This is a genomic window from Pseudomonas viridiflava, assembly GCF_003702045.1.
GTDB lineage: Bacteria > Pseudomonadota > Gammaproteobacteria > Pseudomonadales > Pseudomonadaceae > Aquipseudomonas > Aquipseudomonas viridiflava_C.
The window spans coordinates 16200-36456 of sequence record NZ_RBTP01000033.1 but is presented as its reverse complement, the minus strand read 5'-3'; the positions used below and the strand labels follow the sequence as shown (position 1 = coordinate 36456).

Below are 20257 nucleotides of genomic sequence, written 5' to 3'. Positions count from 1 at the left end.
CCCGCTTTGACGGAGCAAAGCAAGCAAACTCCTTGGCTCTGGTTTCGGCCCCGGCTTCGCCGGGGTTCCTTCGTCCTGACACTGATTCGGGGAGGCGCCGCAAACGGGCCATCCCTGGCCCAGTGCGGCTCAATCGGCATCCATGCAGATTGCCCCCCGAATCAGCGCCACGACTCAGCCTCCACCCGCGTCGCAATCGGCGTTGCTTTCACTATCGCGTTGGAAAGGCCTTCAGTGCTTCTGCGTTATCTGGAGAAGCAGACGGCTGGTTAATAGCGCGGTTCAGTCAGGCACTGTGCATTATCAATTATCAAGGCACTAAACCGCAGGCATAAAAAAACCCTGCTTGTTTGCACAGGCAGGGCTTTTTCATGGGCCGGGATTAGACGAGTGGTTTAGGCTCGGTTTCTTTCTCGGTGTGTTGCTGCTCAGCGTCTTGCCCGGTGTGCAGCTGCGGCTGTGCCGACTCTGCTTCTACCACAACCGGTGCAGGCTCAGTCGCTACTGGCGCGGCAGAAGCAGCCTGTTCAGCCTCCTTCTGACGGCGAGCTTCTTCTTCGCGCTTGCGACGACGAACTTCACGAGGATCGTTCGGCGCACGACCTGTGCTGCTGACCGGCAAGGCCGGGGCTTCAACAGCTACTGGCTCCTGAGCTTCCTGCACGGCAGGGGCTTCTTCGGCAGCCGGGGCTTGCGGGGCGAAGTAAGGAGCGGGCTCCTCCTTCACGAACGCAGGCTCTGCGGCTGGAGCAGGTGTCGGCAGCTCCGAGGATTCAGTGGCTGGCACTTCTTCCTCGGCGTTGGCCTCGACAGGAGCTTGTGGCTCAGGCGTCGGTTCAGGCGTTGGGGTGAACGGCACGACGCGTTCGGCGTGAGGGGCATCGAACAGTTCAGTCTGCGCGGCAAAAGCCGGCGCTTCGGTCACTGCTGGCTGAACCTCAACCTCCGGTGCCGGGTGCGCCTTGGGTGCCTCATCGGCAACGGGGGCTTCGACAGCAGGCACTTCAACAGTAGGCGCTTCAGTGGTCGGTTCAACGGCAACCGGTGCTTGCTCGGCTGGGGCTTGCACCTCAGGCGTCACAACGGCTGGCGTTTCGACGGTCGTCGCGGACTCGGCAGTCTCAACCACAAGCGCTTCAGCATAGATGTTGGCGCGTTCGGCCTGCTCGTTGGCCTGAGCCTCGGCAGGAGCGCTGATCACGGTGCTGGCAGCAGCGGCGGTGACGGCCAGGGCGGCAGCGGTATCAGCGCCTTGCTCTTCTTCGTTGCCGTTTTCTTCCGAGCCTTCGATCACATTGCCGTTTGCATCACGCTGACGCTCACGACGGTTGCTGCGGCGACGCTGACCACGGGAGCGGCGACGAGGGCGTTCGCCGTCATTGCTGTCCTGGTTGTCATCGTTTGCCTGCTCTTCGTTCAGCAGTACTTCTTCTTCGCTGGTCTCGGCAATGGCCTGCTCGGCACGTGGTTGACGCTCTTCACGCGGCGCACGAGGCTGACGTTCTTCACGCGGTGCGCGCTCAGGGCGTTCTTCGCGGGCCAGGTTCACGGCAGGTGCCGCGTCCAGTGGCTCACGCAGTTCGCGGACCGGACGCTCTTCGCGACCTTCACGCGGCTTGCGCTCACGGGAAGTACGGGCTGGACGTTCTTCGCGAGTGGTGGTCGGTGTTGCATCGTCACGTGTCTCGCGAGGTGCACGTTCTTCACGCGGTGCGCGTTCCTCACGTGGCGCACGCTCTTCGCGTGGAGCACGTTCTGCACGCTCCTCACGAGGGGCGCGTTCTTCGCGAGGCTTACGCTCTTCGTCACGACGGGTATTGCGGCCGCGGCTCTGTTGACGGCCGTTGCGACGCTCTTCGTTACGGGCCGGGCGCTCAACGGCAGCCGGTTTCTCGACCACGGCCGGTGCGACAGGCTCTTCCTTGGTGGCGAACAGGCTCACCAAAGATTTGACCAGGCCTTTGAACAGGCTTGGCTCAGGCAGGCTTGGTGCGGGAGCCGGTGCAACCGCTTCTACCGGAACAGGCGCGTTGGCGCGGGCTGGTGCGGTCTTGACGGCGGCTTCCTGGCGAACCAGGGTGCGGGTCGCGGCAGCCAGCGGGGCGATTTCTTCCACTTCGGCAGCGGCAGCGGCGATTTCGTAGCTGGACTGATTGTTGTGGGCTTCCGGGCTGTCATCACGCAGACGCTGCACTTCGAAGTGCGGCGTTTCCAGATGATCGTTCGGCAGGATGATGATGCGTGCGCGAGTGCGCAGTTCGATCTTGGTGATCGAGTTGCGTTTCTCGTTGAGCAGGAACGCGGCGACTGGAATCGGCACCTGGGCACGTACTTCGGCAGTACGGTCCTTCAGGGCTTCTTCTTCAATCAGGCGCAGGATGGCCAGCGACAGCGATTCGACATCACGGATGATGCCAGTGCCGTTGCAGCGCGGGCAGACGATGCCGCTGCTTTCGCCCAGCGATGGACGCAGGCGCTGACGGGACATTTCCAGCAGGCCGAAGCGCGAGATGCGGCCGACCTGAACGCGGGCACGGTCGGCTTCAAGGCTTTCACGGACCTTTTCTTCCACGGCGCGCTGGTTCTTGGCCGGCGTCATGTCGATGAAGTCGATGACGATCAGGCCGCCGATGTCGCGCAGGCGCAATTGGCGGGCGATTTCTTCGGCGGCTTCAAGGTTGGTCTGCAGGGCGGTTTCTTCGATGTCGCTGCCTTTGGTGGCGCGCGCCGAGTTGATGTCGATGGACACCAGTGCTTCGGTCGGATCGATGACGATGGAGCCACCGGAAGGCAGTTCGACGACGCGCTGGAACGCGGTCTCGATCTGGCTTTCGATCTGGAAACGGTTGAACAGCGGGACGCTGTCTTCGTACAGCTTGATCTTGCTGGCGTACTGCGGCATCACCTGACGGATGAAGGTCAGGGCTTCTTCCTGAGCTTCGACGCTGTCGATCAGGACTTCGCCGATGTCCTGGCGCAGGTAGTCGCGGATGGCGCGGATGATGACGTTGCTTTCCTGATAGATCAGGAACGGCGCGGAGCGATCCAGGGACGCTTCCTTGATGGCGGTCCACAACTGCAACAGGTAGTCGAGGTCCCATTGCATCTCTTCGCTGCTGCGGCCCAGGCCTGCGGTGCGAACGATCAGGCCCATGTCGGCAGGGGCGATCAGACCGTTGAGGGCTTCACGCAGCTCGTTGCGCTCTTCGCCTTCGATACGACGCGAAATGCCACCGGCGCGTGGGTTGTTCGGCATCAGGACCAGATAACGGCCTGCCAGGCTGATGAAGGTGGTCAGGGCTGCGCCCTTGTTGCCACGCTCTTCTTTCTCGACCTGAACGATGACTTCCTGGCCTTCGCTCAGGACGTCCTTGATGTTGACGCGGCCTTCAGGGGCTTTCTTGAAGTACTCGCGGGAGATTTCCTTGAGGGGCAGAAAGCCGTGGCGCTCAGAGCCGAAATCGACAAAGGCAGCCTCAAGGCTGGGTTCGATGCGAGTGATCCGGCCTTTGTAGATATTGGCCTTCTTCTGCTCGCGTGCGCCTGACTCGATGTCCAGGTCGTAGAGGCGTTGGCCGTCTACCAGTGCAACACGCAACTCTTCGGGTTGAGTTGCGTTAATCAGCATTCTTTTCATGTAGTACCGTCGGTTTCCGGGCTGCCGGAAACGGCGTTCGGCACACACGACTTCTCACGGTCGGTGTCAGGGCACGTCAAGAGTGGTTGGACACTCCAGTGTCTAGCGATTTTCCTGCCCAGAAGGGGCGGGGCGTCGCGACGACGTTTCCTGCTTGCTGTGGTGACCTAGGACACCCTTTCAGCAAAAGCTTTGTCAGGAGGAGGAATCGACCATCGGTAGCGGACGAGATGAAGCGTCTAAAACAAGCCTTTTGCTACACAGTCCGATGGTTGTGCGTCTCCACCCTACACGTATCCCTGATAATTCGGGTGCTGCCGCGCGCAGAATCCGCAGCGGGTTGGCATTTACCGCGATCTTCGATAGGGAAGGTCGCGCATCATGGCTTTAGGCGTTGTTCCCGAAGCGTTCGCTCGTAGCGTCTGGAAGCGACTGCACCTTGTGAACTGGCCGTGAATTATTCGCACTGAAGGCGAGCTGTCTGCTCAGCGATCTGGCGTGTTTCCGGCCTCATGTCACCCGCGCTTGTTACGTTTCCAGCATGCTGCGTTGTCACCGAAAGCCCCGTAGGACGGCCTCACGTCCTCTGGAATTGCGTTGGTCAGGGTCGGTTGTCAACCGTTGGTCCGCTGTCCGGCCGCTTATGGCGGCGTTCGCGACTATAGCAGCAATCATTAAGTGCTTCAAATCCATAAAAAATTGTTATGATTTGCGGCATGACGAATATTGCCCCTCCAACCCCCGGCGTTCAGCTGGTAGAGGTTGCGCCGGAACTTGCCGGTCAACGCATCGATAATTTTCTGATCACTTATCTCAAGGGTGTGCCCAAGACCTTGATTTACCGCATTTTGCGCAAAGGCGAAGTGCGTGTGAACAAGGGGCGGATCAAGCCCGAGTACAAGTTGCAGGCAGGAGATATCGTACGCATTCCCCCTGTGCGCGTGCCTGAGCGCGACGAGCCCGCGCCTGTCGCGCAGGGCCTGTTGCAGCGCCTCGAAGCGGCCATCGTTTACGAAGACAAGGCGTTGATCGTGCTCAACAAGCCTGCCGGCATCGCCGTGCATGGCGGCAGCGGTTTGAGTTTTGGTGTGATCGAGGCGTTTCGCCAGTTGCGCCCGGACGCCAAGGAGCTTGAGCTGGTTCACCGTCTTGATCGCGACACGTCCGGCCTGCTGATGATCGCCAAGAAGCGCAGCATGTTGCGCCACTTGCATGAAGCGCTGCGTGGCGACGGTGTGGACAAGCGCTACATGGCGCTGGTGCGTGGCAATTGGGCGACGGCGATCAAGCAGGTCCGCGCGCCGTTGCTCAAGAGCAATCTACGCTCAGGCGAGCGCATGGTCGAGGTCAACGAGGAGGGCAAGGAGGCGCTGACGATTTTCAAGGTGCTGCGCCGCTTCGGTGATTTTGCCACGATGGTCGAAGTCAAGCCTGTGACCGGTCGTACCCACCAGATTCGCGTCCACACCCTGCATGCCGGACATGCCATTGCGGGGGACACCAAGTACGGCGATGAAGATTTCAGCCGCGAGATTCGCGATCTGGGTGGCAAGCGTCTTTTTCTGCACGCTTACATGTTGACCGTGCCGCTGCCGGATGGCGGCAAGTTGACCTTGCAGGCACCTGTAGACGAAATGTGGGTCAAGACAGTGGAGCGTTTGAGTGCGCCACTATGATCTGCTGATTTTCGACTGGGACGGCACGCTGGCAGACTCCATTGGGCGCATCATCGAATCCATGCGCACAGCGGCGATCGGTGGCGGCATGGAAGCGCGAGACGATGACTCGATCAAAGGCATCATCGGGCTCGGGCTTCCCGAGGCGATTCGTACGCTTTATCCATCGATCACTGCCAATGAACTGATCGACTTCCGGCAGCGTTACGCTGATCGCTATATAGCGATGGATAACGTTCCTTCGCCTCTGTTCGAGGGTGTGCGCGAGTCCATCGAGGCGTTTCGCGAAGAGGGCTACCGTCTCGCTGTGGCGACCGGCAAGGCGCGTCGTGGGCTGGATCGGGTGTTGAAGTCCAATGGCTGGACGGATTATTTCGACATCACCCGGGCCGCCGATGAAACCGCGAGCAAGCCCGATCCATTGATGCTGCACGAGATCATGGCGCATTGTGATGTTGCCCCCGAGCGCTCGCTGATGATCGGCGATTCCTCGTTCGATCTGCAGATGGCGCGCAATGCGGGCATGGACTCTGTCGCGGTGGGCTATGGTGCGCAGTCGCTGGATGCTCTGCGTGAACACGAGCCACGTCTGGCTATCGAGCATTTTTCAGAGCTGCGCACCTGGCTGAATGGGCGCGGCGTTTAATCATCGTTCTGGAGCAAGTTGAGCATGTCTGACGAATGGAAAGCGCCTGCCTCTCAGAGAGAGGATGGGGCGGGTGATAACAGGGAAGAGGCGAAGAGCTGGAAATTGCTGGAAAAAACCCTGCTGGCCAGTGTCCAGGAGCAGCGGCGTGCGCGTCGTTGGGGGATCTTTTTCAAGCTCTTGACCTTCGCGGTGCTGTTTGCGGTGCTGATCGTTCCGATGCTTGATCTGAGTGGTGGTGCGTCCCGCAGAGTCAGCCACACTGCGGTGGTGGATGTGCAGGGCATGATTGCCGATAAGGAGCCTGCCAGCGCCGACAACATCATCGCCGGGCTACGTGCCGCGTTCGATGATGCCAAAACCAAGGGTGTGATCCTGAATATCAACAGCCCGGGTGGCAGTCCGGTCCAGTCTGGCTACGTCTATGACGAGATCCGTCGTCTGCGTGCGCAGAAGCCTGATATCAAGGTGTATGCGGTGATCAGCGATCTGGGGGCGTCGGGTGCCTATTACATCGCCAGCGCTGCCGATCAGATCTATGCCGACAAAGCCAGCCTTGTGGGCTCCATTGGTGTGACTGCGGCCGGCTTCGGCTTCGTTGGGGTTATGGAGAAGCTGGGTGTGGATCGGCGTACCTACACGTCCGGCGAGCACAAAGCCTTTCTTGATCCGTTCCAGCCACAAAAGGCCGATGAAACGCAGTTCTGGCAGGGCGTGCTGGACACGACGCATCGTCAGTTTATCGCCAGCGTGAAGCAGGGGCGCGGTGATCGCCTGAAGGACAAGGATCATCCGGAACTGTTCTCCGGCCTGGTCTGGACCGGTGAGCAGGCGGTGCCGCTGGGTCTGGTGGATGGCTTGGGCAGTGCCGCCTATGTGGCGCGTGAAGTGATTGGCGAGAAAGACATGGTCGACTATACCGTTGAGGAGTCGCCTTTTGATCGGTTCTCCAAGAAGCTGGGCACCAGCATCGCCGAGCGGCTTGCCATGCTGGCCGGCTTCAATGGGCCGACGTTGCGTTGATCGCAGGTCGGTCCTGAAAGAGCCCGACAGTCGTCGGGTTTTTTCATGGCGGATTATGGAAGGGTGATTCCTTCCTTTATTAGCATGTCCACCAGTCGTATCAATGGCAGGCCCACCAGACTGGTAGCGTCGGTGCCTTCGGTGCTGCGAAACAGGCTGACACCCAGGCCTTCGGCCTTGAAGCTGCCCGCGCAGTCGAAAGGCTGCTCTGCGTGCAGGTAGCGCTCTATGCTGGCCTTGTCGAGTTCGCGCATATGCACGGTGAATGGCACGCAGTCCACCTGGCAGAAGCCTGTCTTGCTATTTAGAAGGGCCAGTCCGGTCAGGAAGGTCACGCGTTTGCCGCTGGCGGCTGACAGTTGCTCGAGGGCGCCCTCGAACGTATGCGGCTTGCCGAGTATCCGGTCGCCCAGTACGGCCACTTGATCCGAGCCTATGATTAGATGATCGGAGTATTCGCTGGCCAGCGCCTGCGCTTTCTTTTGCGCCAGCCGCAATACAAGCTCCAAAGCAGGCTCGCCAGGCCGTCTGCTTTCGTCGACATCGGGCGATTTGCAGGTGAACGGCAGGCGTAGTCGTGTGAGCAGTTCGCGGCGATAAATCGAGCTGGACGCTAGAAGCAGGGATGGCATGCGATTCTCCATAGGCTGAGCGCGGATTCTAATGTGCCACCCGAGTTGCGAACAGGCCTGAATTTCCTTTGACATGCCAAGGGGGCATCCCTAGAATGCTGCGCCTATGTTGAATGACCCGATTCCACCTCACGTTGACCCGCGCAAATTGGCTGATCGCGGCACTACCCTTCAGGGTGAAGTGCTGCTGGCCGATTTGGAGAGACTCTGCGACCCGCTTGCCGACAATGTCGGTACGGTGCAGGCCAAGTTCATTTTTGAGCGTGACGAACGCCGTTCAGTGGTTATCCACAGTGCGATAGACGTCTCGGTCAAGATGGTTTGCCAGCGTTGTCTTGAGCTGGTCACCCTGCCGATTCACAGCGAGTGCAGTTACGCTGTGGTGAAGGAGGGTGCGAATACCCAGTCGTTACCGAAAGGTTATGACGTGCTGGAACTGGGCGAAGATCCATTGGATCTGCTGGCATTGATCGAGGAGGAGCTTTTGCTCGCCTTGCCAATCGTGCCTGCTCATCATCCGGAAGAATGCCAGCAACCGGCGGGTCTCGATGAGCCCGAACCGAGCGTGGACGAGGTGACACGGTCCAACCCGTTCAGTGTATTGGCGCAGTTAAAGCGTGACCCAAACGTTTAGGAGTTAATCAATTATGGCTGTTCAGCAGAACAAAAAATCCCGCTCTGCCCGTGACATGCGTCGTTCGCACGACGCGCTTGAGGCAAGCACTCTGTCGGTAGAAAAGACCACTGGTGAAATTCACCTGCGTCACCACGTATCGCCAGAAGGCGTATACCGTGGTCGTAAAGTGATCGACAAGGGCGCTGACGAGTAATTTCTTGTCCGCTCCGATCATTGCGATCGACGCAATGGGCGGGGACTTCGGTCCCCGCAACATTGTTCAGGCAAGCCTCGCGTGCCTGATTGCTACGCCCTCGCTTCATCTGGCCCTTGTCGGCCAAGCCTCCCTTATTGAAGAGCTCGTTGCCCGCCATCAAGGTGTGGATCGTTCGCGCCTGCAAATCGTCAATGCCAGCGAAGTTGTCGCGATGGATGAGCGTCCCTCTCAAGCTCTGCGTAGCAAGCCTGACTCCTCGATGCGTGTAGCGCTTGAACTGGTGGCCAGTGGGCAGGCGCAAGCGTGTGTCAGTGCCGGTAATACCGGAGCGCTCATGGCATTGTCGCGGTTTGTGCTCAAGACGTTGCCGGGCATCGACCGCCCGGCGATGATTGCGGCCATTCCGACGCGCACCGGCTATTGCCAATTGCTGGACCTTGGCGCCAATGTCGATTGCAGTGCCGATACGCTCTACCAGTTCGCGGTCATGGGCGCAGTGATGGCCGAGACGCTGGGAGTGGTGAAGCCAAAAGTGGCGTTGCTCAACGTCGGCACCGAAGATATCAAGGGCAATCAGCAGGTCAAGCTGGCGGCGGGTATGCTGCAGGCCGCGTCCGGTCTCAATTACATCGGCTACGTCGAAGGCGACGGTCTGTACCGGGGCGAGGCCGATGTGGTGGTGTGCGATGGTTTTGTCGGCAATGTCCTGCTCAAATCCAGCGAAGGGTTGGCGTCGATGATCGCTGCCCGGATAGAGAGTATGTTCAAGCGCAATCTTTTGGGCAGGATGGCGGGCATCCTGGCCTTACCCTTGTTGAATCGACTGCAGGCTGATCTGGCACCCGCCCGACACAACGGTGCGAGCCTTTTGGGGCTGCAGGGTATTGTCGTGAAAAGTCACGGCTCGGCGAGCGTGCAAGGCTTCCAGAGTGCGATTCAGCGGGCGTTGATCGAAACCCGGGAAAACCAGCCGCAACGCCTGCATGGGCGGCTTGAAGCGATACTGCAGAACGGTCAGGCGTGAAAATGTGACGCGTTAGACTGCTCAGTCATCCAAACGGGCAGTCATATAAATTTGAATATCGGTGTTCGGCGTGGCCGATCACCCATTTTAGGCACCCTACTTCAGAGGCTTGTTAAATGTCTGCATCCCTCGCATTCGTATTTCCGGGTCAAGGATCGCAATCGCTTGGCATGCTCGCCGAGCAGGCTGCACAGCATCCGTTGATCCTCGATACCTTCGAACAGGCTTCCGAGGCCCTTGGCTATGATCTTTGGGCATTGACCCAAAGCGGGCCTGTCGAGTCGCTCAATCAGACCGATAAGACCCAGCCTGCAATCCTGACTGCATCGGTCGCATTGTGGCACGTCTGGCTCGCTGAAGGCGGCGCTGTTCCTGCCTTTGTTGCAGGACATAGTCTGGGCGAGTACAGCGCGCTGGTGGCTGCGCAGAGCCTGAGCCTGGAAGATGCGGTCAAGCTGGTCGAGCGTCGCGGGCAATTGATGCAGGAAGCTGTTCCGGCCGATCAGGGTGGCATGGCGGCGATCCTGGGTCTGGACGACGCCGATGTCATGGCAGCGTGTGCTGAAGCGGCCCAGGGCGAGGTGGTGAGTGCCGTCAACTTCAATTCGCCAGGCCAAGTGGTAATTGCCGGTTCCGCTGAAGCGGTCAAGCGTGCGATGGAGATTTGCAAGGCGCGGGGTGCCAAGCGCGCATTGCCATTGCCGGTGAGTGTGCCGTCGCATTGCGAGTTGATGCGTCCGGCCGCAGAGCGCTTTGCCCCGTTCATCGAGGCTGTCGAGTGGCAGGCGCCGGAAATTGCCCTGGTGCAGAACGTCAGCGCCAGTGCGGTCAGTGATCTGGCGACGCTCAAGCGCGATTTGCTGGAGCAGCTGTACAAGCCTGTGCGCTGGGTGGAATCCATCCAGTGCCTGGCCAGCCGTGGTGCGACCCAGTTGGTGGAGTGTGGGCCGGGCAAGGTACTGGCTGGTCTGAACAAGCGTTGCGCCGACGGCGTGACTACTTACAACCTGGATAACCCAGACGCCTTTGCCGCCGCCCGTGCGGCACTGGTCTGATTAGGAGAGGCCTGCATGAGCCTGCAAGGTAAAGTTGCATTGGTGACCGGTGCCAGTCGCGGTATTGGTCAAGCCATCGCCCTTGAATTGGGGCGCAATGGCGCTGTGGTCGTGGGTACAGCGACTTCCGAGTCTGGTGCCGAGCGAATCAGCGCTGCGTTCAAGGAAGCCGGCATCGAAGGTTTCGGCCTGATGCTGGACGTGTGCAGTGCCGAATCCGTCGAATCGGTGTTGTCGACCATTCAGGAGCGTGTCGGTGCACCATTGATCCTCGTCAACAATGCCGGTATTACCAGGGACAACCTGATGATGCGCATGAAAGATGACGAATGGTACGACGTGGTCAATACCAACCTGAACAGCCTGTTCCGCCTCTCCAAGGGCGTGTTGCGTGGTATGACCAAGGCGCGTTGGGGCCGTATCATCAGCATCGGCTCCGTGGTGGGTGCCATGGGCAACGCCGGTCAAGTAAACTATGCTTCCGCGAAAGCCGGGCTGGAAGGTTTCAGCCGAGCGCTCGCTCGTGAAGTGGGGTCGCGTGCAGTGACCGTTAACTCCGTGGCACCGGGTTTCATCGATACCGACATGACGCGTGAGTTGCCGCAAGCGCAGCGTGAGGCCCTCCTGACTCAGATTCCTCTGGGCCGTCTGGGGCAGGCGCAGGAAATCGCCAATGTGGTTTCCTTCCTGGCTTCTGAAGGCGCAGGGTACGTGACAGGGGCAACAATCCCGGTCAACGGCGGCATGTACATGAGCTGAATGTGACGATCTGTTTCAAAAAAATGTCATACGATCTGACTAAAATCCGTTATAAAGCTGCAATCTATTAATGGGCAGAAGGGCGATTGGGCAAAGGCAGAGAGCGTTACGCTTGAAAAACGTAAAACCTCTTCTATACACTTACCCTCTGGCCAGATGCCTGAATATTTCCACTAGGAGTTAAAACTAGGTATGAGCACCATCGAAGAGCGCGTCAAGAAAATCGTTGCCGAGCAACTTGGCGTCAAGGAAGAAGAGGTTGTTAACACTGCTTCTTTCGTTGAAGACCTGGGCGCTGACTCCCTGGACACCGTTGAGCTGGTAATGGCTCTGGAAGAGGAATTCGAGACCGAAATCCCTGACGAAGAAGCGGAAAAGATCACTACCGTTCAAGCTGCTATCGATTACGTCACCAGCCATCAGGCTTAAGATTCGTAATCGCTGCTTGCTGTCACGGGAAAACCGCACTGCTTTAAACGGCGTGCGGTTTTTTCTTTAAGAAACGTTGTGATGTTCCGTTAACAAGAGAGAAGGAGAGTCCTGTGTCACGTAGACGCGTCGTGGTCACCGGGATGGGCATGCTTTCGCCACTGGGCAATGATGTGCCCAGCAGTTGGCAAGGCATTCTGGCAGGCCGCAGTGGCATTGGCCTTATCGAGCACACGGACCTGTCGGCCTTCACTACCCGTTTCGGCGGTTCGGTCAAGGGATTCAACGTTGAAGAATACCTGGCGCCCAAAGAAGCGCGTCGGCTCGATCTCTTCATTCAATACGGCCTTGCAGCCAGCTTTCAGGCTGTGCGCAACGCAGGTCTTGAAGTCACCGACGCAAACCGCGAGCGCATTGGCGTTGCTATGGGTTCGGGTATCGGTGGTCTGACCAATATTGAAAACAGCAGCCGTCTGATGCATGAGCAGGGGCCGGGGCGGATTTCTCCGTTCTTCGTGCCAGGCTCGATCATCAATATGATTTCCGGCTTCCTGTCCATCCACCTGGGTGCGCAGGGGCCTAACTACGCCATCGCAACTGCCTGCACAACGGCCACTCATTGCATTGGCATGGCCGCTCGCAACATTGCCTACGACGAAGCTGACGTCATGATTGCCGGTGGTGCCGAGATGGCCGCCTGTGGTCTTGGGCTTGGCGGATTCGGTGCAGCGCGTGCGCTGTCGACCCGCAACGACGATCCGGCCCGCGCCAGCCGTCCGTGGGACAAGGGCCGCGATGGCTTCGTTCTGTCCGACGGTGCCGGTGCGATGGTTCTCGAAGAACTTGAGCATGCCAAGGCGCGTGGCGCGACGATCTATGCCGAGCTGGTTGGCTTCGGAATGAGCGGTGACGCCTTCCACATGACCTCGCCACCTGACGACGGTGCCGGTGCTGCACGCTGTGTGGTCAATGCGCTGCGTGATGCGAAGGTCAATCCTGAGCAGGTGCAATACATCAATGCCCACGGCACCTCGACCCCCGCGGGCGATCTGGCAGAGGCTTCGGCGATCAAAAGCGTGTTTGGCGATCACGCCTACAAGCTGGCCGTCAGCTCCACCAAATCGATGACCGGGCACCTTTTGGGTGCTGCCGGTGCGGTCGAAGCCATTTTCAGTGTGCTTGCACTGGTTGATCAGGTCGCTCCGCCGACCATCAACCTGGATGAGCCGAGCGAAGGTTGCGACCTGGACTTCGTGCCTCACGAGGCGCGTCGCATGCCGATTGATGTCGTGTTGTCGAACTCCTTCGGGTTTGGTGGCACCAATGGCTCGCTGGTGTTCCGCCGGTTCGCCGAGTAATGTTCAGCTGGATCGATGGCTGCCTGGCCGACTCTGTTTCTCTCAAGGACAGAGGTCTGGCCTACGGCGACGGGGTCTTTGAAACCGTCGCGGTAAAGGCAGGGCAGCCGCTGTTGTTCGAGCGTCACCTGCAACGTCTTGAATCCGCCTGTCAGCGTCTGGCGATTCCGGTCGATCCAGACCTGGTCCGTACTGAAATGGCTCGCTTCGCCAGCCAGCTGGGTGACGGTGTCATGAAGCTGATCCTGACCCGTGGCGACAGTCAGCGTGGGTATGGGCCTGCTCCAGACACCCAGTCCCGCCGAATTCTGCAGGGCGGTCCTTCACCGTCATACCCCGCAGCACATGCCGAACACGGCGTTTGTCTGTTTCCTTGCAAAACCCGTCTGGCCGAACAGCCGCTACTGGCAGGCCTCAAGCATCTGAATCGTCTGGAGCAGGTGCTGGCGCGTTCGGAGTGGCAGGACAGCGAGCATGCCGAAGGGCTGGTCTGTGACACGTCTGGTCGTCTGATCGAAGGCGTTTACAGCAATCTGTTTCTGGTGTCTGGCGGTCGTCTGCTGACGGCTGACCTGAGTCGTTGTGGCGTGGCAGGGGTGATGCGCGCCGAGTTGCTGGATCAGGCGCGAACGCTGGGGGTCGCAGTCGATATCCGTGACCTGTACCCGTCTGACCTGGAACAGGCTGACGAAGTCTTTCTCTGTAATAGCGTTTATGGCATCTGGCCGGTTTGCGGCTTTGAACACCTTGGCTGGCCGGTTGGTCCGCTCACCCGTAAACTGCAAGGCATTGCTCGCGACCTTCTGGATATCTGATTCGTGATCCGAAAAATATTGGTGTTGCTGGAAACCGCTATCGTGCTGGCAGGGTTGGCGCTGGGTTTTGCGTTCTGGCAGCAATATCAGGCCTTGCATCAGCCGCTCAAAGTGGCTCAGGAACAACTGCTGGACGTTCCCGCCGGTTCGACACCCACCGGTGTCCTCAACCGGCTGCAGGCCGACGGCGTTATCAAGGATGCTTTCTGGTTGCGCCTTTACTGGCGATTCAACCTGTCCGATCAGGCGCTTCACAGTGGCGAGTACCGTATGGTTCCCGGCATGGACGTGGACGCGCTGTTTGGTGTCTGGAAGCGCAAGGAAGTGGTGCAATACAGCCTGACGCTGGTCGAAGGCTGGAATTTCCGTCAGGTGCGCGCCGCACTTTCCAAACAAGCCAAGCTGGATCAGACGTTGGCCGGGTTGAGCGATGCTGATTTGATGAAAAAAATCGGTCACCCGGACGTGTTTCCCGAAGGCCGGTTTTTCCCGGACACTTACCGTTACGTGCGCGGCATGACCGACGCCGAACTGCTCAAGCAGGCTTATGCCCGTCTGGAGGAGGTGCTGGAAGAGGAGTGGGCTGCAAGGGCGGCAGATGTGCCTTACGCCGACCCGTATCAGGCGCTGATCATGGCCTCGATGGTGGAGAAGGAAACCGGCGTACCTCAGGAACGCGGTCAGATTGCAGGCGTGTTCGTGCGGCGTTTGAAGCTGGGCATGCAGTTGCAGACTGATCCGACGGTGATCTACGGCATGGGCGAGCGCTACAACGGCAAGCTGACCCGGGCCGACCTCAAACAGGCCACGCCTTACAATACCTACGTGATTGCCGGAATGCCGCCAACCCCCATTTCGCTGGTAGGGCGTGAGGCTATTCACGCAGCGCTCAATCCGGTGGATGGCAACAGTTTGTACTTCGTGGCCAAAGGTGATGGCAGCCACGTTTTCTCCAATGACCTGGATGCCCATAATGCGGCGGTCCGGGAGTACCAGATAAAACGGCGTGCGGACTACCGATCCAGTCCTGCGCCCGTGCCAGCGTTAGTGCCGGCGCCTGCTTCTGACGCTTCACCCGAACCTGATGCAAGCGCTTCCGAGCCTGCGCCTGCGGATGTCCCGAATGCTTCGCAACGCGAGTCCGACTCGCAATGAATTTGACTAAGGAATGCCTGTGACTGGCCTGTTCATCACCCTCGAAGGCCCGGAAGGTGCCGGCAAAAGCACCAATCGCGAATACCTGGCGGCAAAACTGCGCGCTGAAGGCGTGCAGGTGTTGTTGACCCGTGAGCCTGGTGGCACACCGTTGGCCGAACGGATTCGCGAACTGTTGCTTGCGCCCAGTGACGAGTCGATGTGCGCCGATACCGAGTTGCTGCTGGTGTTCGCTGCCCGTGCGCAGCATATGGCCGAAGTGATTCGCCCGGCGCTGGCGAGGGGAGACGTGGTTCTGTGTGATCGGTTCACCGATGCAACCTATGCCTATCAAGGTGGTGGTCGCGGCCTTTCTCATGAGCGAATCTCGGCGCTGGAACAGTTCGTTCAGGGCGATTTACGCCCTGACCTGACGCTGGTATTCGATCTGCCGGTCGAAGTCGGTCTGTCGCGCGCCGCGGCGCGTGGCCGGCTGGATCGCTTCGAGCAGGAAGGCCGTGCATTCTTCGATGCCGTACGCAGTACCTATCTGGCGCGTGCCGCTGCCGAGCCGTCGCGCTATCGGTTGGTCGACGCGGCACAGACGTTGCCGCAGGTTCAGGTGTCGCTGGACGCCTTGTTGCCGCAGTTGCTGGAGCTGCAACGTGGCTGAAGCCTACCCGTGGCAGCAGGCGCTGTGGCAGCAAATGGCGGGGCGCGCTCAGCACGCGCATGCCTATCTGCTGCACGGCCCTGCAGGCATCGGTAAACGGGCGCTCGCCGAGCGTTTGATGGCCAGCCTGCTGTGTCAGCGACTCGATGGGCTGGACGCCTGCGCAACTTGCAAGTCCTGTTTGCTGCTGGCGGCAGGCAGTCACCCCGATAACTACGTGCTGGAGCCGGAAGAAGCCGACAAACCCATCAAGGTCGATCAGGTGCGTGATCTGGTCAGTTTCGTGGTGCAGACCTCGCAGATGGGTGGCCGCAAGGTGGTGCTCATCGAGCCGGTCGAAGCGATGAACATCAATGCGGCCAACGCGTTGCTAAAAAGCCTTGAAGAGCCTTCCGGCAATACCGTGTTGCTGCTGGTCAGTCACCAGCCCAGTCGCCTGTTGCCGACGGTCAAGAGCCGTTGCGTGCAGCAGGCCTGTCCATTGCCTGATGAGCAGACGAGCCTGGCCTGGCTGAGCAACGCGTTGCCTGACTGCCCTGAGCAGGAGCGTCTCGAATTACTGACGCTGGCCGCCGGCTCGCCGTTGGCTGCCGTGACGCTTCATGCTCAAGGCGTTCGCGAACAGCGCGCTCAGGTGGTGGAGGGGGTCAAGAAACTGCTCAAGCAGCAACAGTCGCCCACTCAACTGGCCGAAGGCTGGAAAGACATCCCGTTGCTGTTGCTGTTCGACTGGTTCTGCGACTGGTCGCACCTGATTCTGCGCTATCAACTGACTGAGGACGAGGATGGTCTGGGCCTTGGGGACATGCGCAAAGTGGTGCAATACCTTGCGCAGAAGTCGCCGCGTGGCAAGGTGCTCGATATTCAGGATTGGGTGCTGGCACAGCGGCAGAAGGTCATGTCCAAGGCCAATCTCAATCGCGTGCTGTTGCTTGAGGCATTGCTTGTGCAGTGGGCAGGCCTGCCTGGACAGGCGTAGACTCCAGGTATCAACCGTCGAGGTATTGTCATGAACTTGCCGCCTAACACAGGCCCGCGTAACGGTATCCTGTCCCTGACCATCAAGGACAAGGCGGTTCTTTACGCCGCTTATATGCCGTTCATCAGGAACGGTGGCCTGTTCATTCCGACCAGCAAAAGCTACAAGCTGGGCGATGAAGTGTTCATGCTGCTCAATCTGATGGATGAGGCCGAGAAGGTTCCGGTCACCGGCCGTGTCGCCTGGGTCACGCCCAAAGGCGCGCAAGGCAACCGCACCGCCGGGGTCGGCGTGCAATTCAATGACGGCGACAACACCGCTCGCAACCTGATCGAAACCTACCTGGTCGGTGCTTTGAAGTCCGACCGTCCCACTCATACGATGTAGTTGTCCTTTTGCCCATGCTTGTAGATTCCCATTGTCACCTCGATCGCCTTGACCTGACCCAGCACGACGGTTCACTCGATGCAGCCCTTGAAGCTGCGCGGGGAAGGGGGGTCGGACATTTTTTGTGCATCGGTGTCAGCGCCGACAACGCAGGTGCCGTGAAAGCGCTGGCCGAGCGTTACGATGATGTCGATTGCTCGGTTGGCATTCATCCGCTCGATCTCAAGCCGGGTGAGGCGCCTGCGCTGGACTGGCTGTTGGCTGAGCTGGATCACCCTCGCGTGGTTGCTATTGGCGAAACCGGTCTGGATTATCACTACGAGCCCGAAGCGGCCGACCTGCAGCAGGCTTCGTTTCGGCTGCACCTTCAAGCGGCCGCGACCACCGGCAAGCCAGTGATCGTTCACACCCGAGGTGCGCGTGCCGATACACTCGACCTGCTGCGCGAAGCTGCGCTGCCTCAAGCGGGTGTGCTGCACTGCTTTACCGAAGACTGGGACATGGCCAGGGCGGCTCTGGATCTGGGCTTTTATATCTCGCTTTCCGGCATCGTGACATTCCGCAACGCCGATGCCCTGCGCGATGTTGCCCGTCAGGTGCCCGCCGACCGTTTGCTGGTCGAGACGGATTCGCCCTATCTGGCACCCATCCCGCACCGCGGCAAGCCGAACCTGCCTCAATACGTACGTGACGTAGCCGAGTTTCTGGCCATGCTGCGGGGTGAGTCCTACGAGCGTTTCGCCGAGCAGACCACCGAAAACTTTGCCCGGCTTTTTCCGCTTGCGCATCTGTCTCGCTAAGCGTGTGGGCAAATCGCGAGCAAAAAAAACCCGGATTCTGGGGGGGTGAAGCCGGGTTAAGACCATTAGGAGTAAAACAAAGGCACGCTGTCCGTTGGTGCCTTTACTGGCCCATCACTTGGGGGGATGACGCGCCAACGGTTTAATTATTGACCAATGTGGCGCGACGTCCAGCCTGGATTGATCGTTTTTTAAACAGTTTTGGAATAGCAAATGGCTTCCTGAGTACTCAAAACGTACTAGAATTCGGCGAAGTCGGCCAAGTGCCCGCCGTACGGGAGTGAAACCGTGCGCGCATCGTTGAAAGAACCTCTGCAAGCGGCACCGATTGGCTCATTTAGCGCGATAGGGTCGGATGATCCGTGCAATTTGTCGTCAGTTGGGCATAATACGCGGCTTCGATTTCGATCCTAATCAGACCTTCCTATGCAGAAAGAACCTCGTAAGGTCCGTGAGTTTCGCCGCCGTGAGCAGGAAATTCTCGACACCGCGCTAAAGCTGTTCCTTGAGCGGGGCGAAGACAGCGTCACGGTCGAGATGATCGCGGACGCCGTTGGCATCGGCAAAGGCACGATCTACAAGCACTTCAAATCCAAGGCGGAGATCTATCTGCGCCTGATGCTCGACTACGAGCGCGATCTGAACGAGCTGCTGCACTCTGCTGATGTCGACAAGGATAAAGAGGCGCTTTCGCGAGCCTATTTTGAGTTTCGCATGCGCGACCCGCAGCGCTATCGCCTGTTCGACCGCCTGGAAGAGAAGGTGGTCAAGGGCAATCAGGTGCCTGAGCTGGTCGAAGAGCTGCACACGATCCGCGCCTCCAATTTCGAGCACCTGACGCTGTTGATCAAGGGTCGCATCACTGAAGGCAAGCTCGAAGATGTCCCTCCTTACTATCACTACTGTGCCGCCTGGGCGCTGGTGCATGGCGCGGTTGCGCTGTATCACTCGCCGTTCTGGAGTAACGTGCTGGAAGATCAGGAAGGCTTCTTCCATTTCCTGATGGACATCGGTGTGCGCATGGGCAATAAGCGCAAGCGCGACGGCGACACGCCTCCCGAGCCAAAGCAGGACCCGACGCCGGTCTGAACCCTCTTAAGCGGCATGTTGGGTGCCGCTGTGCAAGGCAATGCACGCATTCGGTCAGAAATGGCGCGGAAGCTGCATCCGACGACCATTCGCCGGTTTTCCGTCACCGGTATTTGGGAGGGGATGATGCGTAGCCTGGTTCTGCTGCTGGCGCTTATGGCGTTGGGTGGCTGCATGAAAGTCAGTGATATGGGTGAAGGTGTTCGGGAACAGTTCAGCGATGCGGGACTGCTCGACCACAGCGAAACCCGGCGTATCGCCAATTGGCGAGTGCAGCCCGACTCCTTCATCTACATCGCTCAGGGTGCCTTCGTGCCGCCTGGCAGAGCGTATCCGCGCCCCAACGTAGTGGCTGAAGAAGCGTTCAAGGGCTTCGTCGAGTACTTCCCGATGGTTCGTCGCGCGCAGGCACCGCTGGGCCTGGACGAGGCCATGATCGAGGCCCGCAGCGCCGGTGCGCATTACTTGCTCTATACCCGTTTTGCCAAGGCCGATGATCGCATCGGCAACGGTGATCAGTGGTCCGATCAAGAGGCCGTGGATCGCCTGGGTGTCGACACAGGTGTCATTCAGCTCATGTTGATCGAAACCAGTACCCGCTTTTTGATCGACAGCGCCCGTATCCGTAGCCGTGGCGGATTGCTGACGCTTTACGACAAAAGCCCTGAAGATTTGCTAGGTCCGCCACTTGAGGACTACGCTCGTACGTTGTTGGGTGTTGAGCGTTAGGAGTAAGGCATGACCGATTCAGGCAAGGCTGGCGATCTGTTCGCGCAGATTCCCAAAACCAAAGGTTTGCCGCCTGTACATCTATGGAACCCGGATTTCTGCGGCGATATCGACATGCGTATCGCCCGTGATGGGACTTGGTACTACCAAGGCACGCCCATCGGACGTAAACCGATGGTGCGGCTTTTCTCCACCATCCTACGCCGCGATGGCGACGATTACGTGCTCGTCACGCCGGTCGAAAAAGTCGGCATCAAGGTCGATGACGCGCCTTTTGTGGCCGTCACGCTTGCGGTGGATGGTGAGGGATCCGACCAGATACTGAGGTTTGTGACCAACGTCGAGGATGAGGTCGAGGCGAGCGCCGAGCATCCGTTGCGCGTCGTTGTGGATCCCCAGACTCAGGAGCCTGCACCGTATATTCATGTGCGCACCAATCTCGAAGCGCTGATTCATCGCAATGTTTTTTACCAGTTGGTAGAGCTGGCGGTCGGTCGTGAGATCGACGGGCAGCGCTGGCTGGGGGTGTGGAGCCACGGGATATTCTTCCCGATTGGCCTTGAGCCCTGAGGCGCCCGG

The 20257-nt window shown here is 59.2% G+C and carries 21 protein-coding genes; 19 read left to right on the top strand and 2 right to left on the bottom strand.

Annotated elements, in window-relative coordinates:
• Window positions 1-382: 382 nt before the first annotated feature.
• On the bottom strand, window positions 383-3628 hold the full coding sequence (locus ALP40_RS11240; protein WP_122208348.1) for an Rne/Rng family ribonuclease: 3246 nt from the start codon (window positions 3626-3628) through the stop codon (window positions 383-385).
• 725 nt (window positions 3629-4353) lie between these two features.
• Between ALP40_RS11240 and rluC the strand changes: the two genes are divergently transcribed.
• Genes rluC through ALP40_RS11220 form a run of 3 tightly spaced genes read left to right on the top strand, consistent with a single transcriptional unit; the run spans window position 4354 to window position 6982 of the window.
• A complete protein-coding gene (gene rluC / locus ALP40_RS11230; RefSeq protein WP_122208346.1) occupies window positions 4354-5313 on the top strand; it encodes a 23S rRNA pseudouridine(955/2504/2580) synthase RluC in 960 nt (319 codons plus the stop codon).
• On the top strand, window positions 5300-5959 hold the full coding sequence (locus ALP40_RS11225; RefSeq protein WP_122208345.1) for an HAD-IA family hydrolase: 660 nt from the start codon (window positions 5300-5302) through the stop codon (window positions 5957-5959). Before rluC ends, ALP40_RS11225 begins: the two co-directional genes overlap by 14 nt.
• 24 nt (window positions 5960-5983) lie before the next feature.
• Window positions 5984-6982 carry a S49 family peptidase gene (locus ALP40_RS11220; protein WP_122208344.1) on the top strand — a complete coding sequence of 333 codons (999 nt, stop codon included), beginning with the start codon at window positions 5984-5986 and terminating at the stop codon, window positions 6980-6982.
• A 53-nt stretch (window positions 6983-7035) separates the two neighbouring features.
• Here ALP40_RS11220 and ALP40_RS11215 read toward each other — a convergent pair whose 3' ends face one another.
• Window positions 7036-7614, bottom strand: coding sequence for a nucleoside triphosphate pyrophosphatase (locus ALP40_RS11215; protein WP_147478314.1), 579 nt, complete (start codon window positions 7612-7614; stop codon window positions 7036-7038).
• A 106-nt stretch (window positions 7615-7720) separates the two neighbouring features.
• Here ALP40_RS11215 and ALP40_RS11210 point away from each other — a divergent pair, with 106 nt between their 5' ends.
• From ALP40_RS11210 to ALP40_RS11135, 16 genes are all read left to right on the top strand, one after another.
• Complete coding sequence (locus tag ALP40_RS11210) at window positions 7721-8248, top strand: YceD family protein (protein ID WP_004884585.1); 528 nt, start codon at window positions 7721-7723, stop codon at window positions 8246-8248.
• 13 nt (window positions 8249-8261) lie between these two features.
• Entirely contained in the window at window positions 8262-8444 is a 183-nt protein-coding gene (gene rpmF / locus ALP40_RS11205; protein WP_002552688.1) for a 50S ribosomal protein L32, read from the top strand.
• 4 nt (window positions 8445-8448) lie between these two features.
• Entirely contained in the window at window positions 8449-9471 is a 1023-nt protein-coding gene (gene plsX / locus ALP40_RS11200; protein WP_122208342.1) for a phosphate acyltransferase PlsX, read from the top strand.
• Between the two features lie 116 nt (window positions 9472-9587).
• Window positions 9588-10526, top strand: a complete 939-nt coding sequence (gene fabD / locus ALP40_RS11195) for an ACP S-malonyltransferase (protein WP_122208341.1) — start codon at window positions 9588-9590, stop codon at window positions 10524-10526.
• A gap of 15 nt (window positions 10527-10541) precedes the next feature.
• The gene (gene fabG / locus ALP40_RS11190) at window positions 10542-11285 is read left to right on the top strand and encodes a 3-oxoacyl-ACP reductase FabG (RefSeq protein WP_122208340.1); all 744 of its coding nucleotides are present in this window, start codon (window positions 10542-10544) and stop codon (window positions 11283-11285) included.
• Between the two features lie 192 nt (window positions 11286-11477).
• On the top strand, window positions 11478-11714 hold the full coding sequence (gene acpP / locus ALP40_RS11185) for an acyl carrier protein (protein WP_003175607.1): 237 nt from the start codon (window positions 11478-11480) through the stop codon (window positions 11712-11714).
• Window positions 11715-11827: 113 nt separating this feature from the next.
• Window positions 11828-13072, top strand: a complete 1245-nt coding sequence (gene fabF / locus ALP40_RS11180) for a beta-ketoacyl-ACP synthase II (protein ID WP_122208339.1) — start codon at window positions 11828-11830, stop codon at window positions 13070-13072.
• A complete protein-coding gene (gene pabC, locus ALP40_RS11175; protein ID WP_122208338.1) occupies window positions 13072-13887 on the top strand; it encodes an aminodeoxychorismate lyase in 816 nt (271 codons plus the stop codon). Before fabF ends, pabC begins: the two co-directional genes overlap by 1 nt.
• A 3-nt stretch (window positions 13888-13890) precedes the next feature.
• A complete protein-coding gene (mltG, locus tag ALP40_RS11170; protein ID WP_122208337.1) occupies window positions 13891-15042 on the top strand; it encodes an endolytic transglycosylase MltG in 1152 nt (383 codons plus the stop codon).
• A gap of 19 nt (window positions 15043-15061) precedes the next feature.
• Window positions 15062-15694 carry a dTMP kinase gene (gene tmk / locus ALP40_RS11165; protein ID WP_122208457.1) on the top strand — a complete coding sequence of 211 codons (633 nt, stop codon included), beginning with the start codon at window positions 15062-15064 and terminating at the stop codon, window positions 15692-15694.
• Complete coding sequence (locus ALP40_RS11160; RefSeq protein ID WP_122208336.1) at window positions 15687-16673, top strand: DNA polymerase III subunit delta'; 987 nt, start codon at window positions 15687-15689, stop codon at window positions 16671-16673. The genes tmk and ALP40_RS11160 overlap by 8 nt, the downstream gene beginning before the upstream one ends.
• Before the next feature lie 30 nt (window positions 16674-16703).
• Window positions 16704-17060 (top strand): PilZ domain-containing protein, encoded by a 357-nt coding sequence (locus ALP40_RS11155; protein WP_122208335.1) that lies wholly within the window; start codon window positions 16704-16706, stop codon window positions 17058-17060.
• 14 nt (window positions 17061-17074) lie between these two features.
• Window positions 17075-17860: a TatD family hydrolase gene (locus ALP40_RS11150; RefSeq protein WP_122208334.1), complete on the top strand. Its 786-nt coding sequence runs from the start codon at window positions 17075-17077 to the stop codon at window positions 17858-17860.
• A 426-nt stretch (window positions 17861-18286) separates the two neighbouring features.
• Window positions 18287-18949 (top strand): TetR/AcrR family transcriptional regulator, encoded by a 663-nt coding sequence (locus tag ALP40_RS11145; RefSeq protein WP_122208333.1) that lies wholly within the window; start codon window positions 18287-18289, stop codon window positions 18947-18949.
• Window positions 18950-19075: 126 nt separating this feature from the next.
• On the top strand, window positions 19076-19678 hold the full coding sequence (locus ALP40_RS11140; RefSeq protein WP_122208456.1) for a DUF4823 domain-containing protein: 603 nt from the start codon (window positions 19076-19078) through the stop codon (window positions 19676-19678).
• A 9-nt stretch (window positions 19679-19687) separates the two neighbouring features.
• Window positions 19688-20248, top strand: coding sequence for a DUF1285 domain-containing protein (locus ALP40_RS11135; protein ID WP_122208332.1), 561 nt, complete (start codon window positions 19688-19690; stop codon window positions 20246-20248).
• Window positions 20249-20257: the final 9 nt, after the last annotated feature.

Bases quoted from the DNA above. Each gene is read 5' to 3' on its own strand.
- pabC (WP_122208338.1), top strand. From the start codon at position 13,072: ATGTTCAGCTGGATCGATGGCTGCCTGGCCGACTCTGTTTCTCTCAAG.
- ALP40_RS11140 (WP_122208456.1), top strand. From the start codon at position 19,076: ATGCGTAGCCTGGTTCTGCTGCTGGCGCTTATGGCGTTGGGTGGCTGC.
- ALP40_RS11145 (WP_122208333.1), top strand. From the start codon at position 18,287: ATGCAGAAAGAACCTCGTAAGGTCCGTGAGTTTCGCCGCCGTGAGCAG.
- ALP40_RS11150 (WP_122208334.1), top strand. From the start codon at position 17,075: ATGCTTGTAGATTCCCATTGTCACCTCGATCGCCTTGACCTGACCCAG.
- fabG (WP_122208340.1), top strand. From the start codon at position 10,542: ATGAGCCTGCAAGGTAAAGTTGCATTGGTGACCGGTGCCAGTCGCGGT.
- ALP40_RS11215 (WP_147478314.1), bottom strand. From the start codon at position 7,614: ATGCCATCCCTGCTTCTAGCGTCCAGCTCGATTTATCGCCGCGAACTG.
- ALP40_RS11210 (WP_004884585.1), top strand. From the start codon at position 7,721: ATGTTGAATGACCCGATTCCACCTCACGTTGACCCGCGCAAATTGGCT.
- rluC (WP_122208346.1), top strand. From the start codon at position 4,354: ATGACGAATATTGCCCCTCCAACCCCCGGCGTTCAGCTGGTAGAGGTT.
- ALP40_RS11155 (WP_122208335.1), top strand. From the start codon at position 16,704: ATGAACTTGCCGCCTAACACAGGCCCGCGTAACGGTATCCTGTCCCTG.
- acpP (WP_003175607.1), top strand. From the start codon at position 11,478: ATGAGCACCATCGAAGAGCGCGTCAAGAAAATCGTTGCCGAGCAACTT.
- ALP40_RS11220 (WP_122208344.1), top strand. From the start codon at position 5,984: ATGTCTGACGAATGGAAAGCGCCTGCCTCTCAGAGAGAGGATGGGGCG.
- ALP40_RS11240 (WP_122208348.1), bottom strand. From the start codon at position 3,628: ATGCTGATTAACGCAACTCAACCCGAAGAGTTGCGTGTTGCACTGGTA.
- ALP40_RS11135 (WP_122208332.1), top strand. From the start codon at position 19,688: ATGACCGATTCAGGCAAGGCTGGCGATCTGTTCGCGCAGATTCCCAAA.
- rpmF (WP_002552688.1), top strand. From the start codon at position 8,262: ATGGCTGTTCAGCAGAACAAAAAATCCCGCTCTGCCCGTGACATGCGT.
- fabD (WP_122208341.1), top strand. From the start codon at position 9,588: ATGTCTGCATCCCTCGCATTCGTATTTCCGGGTCAAGGATCGCAATCG.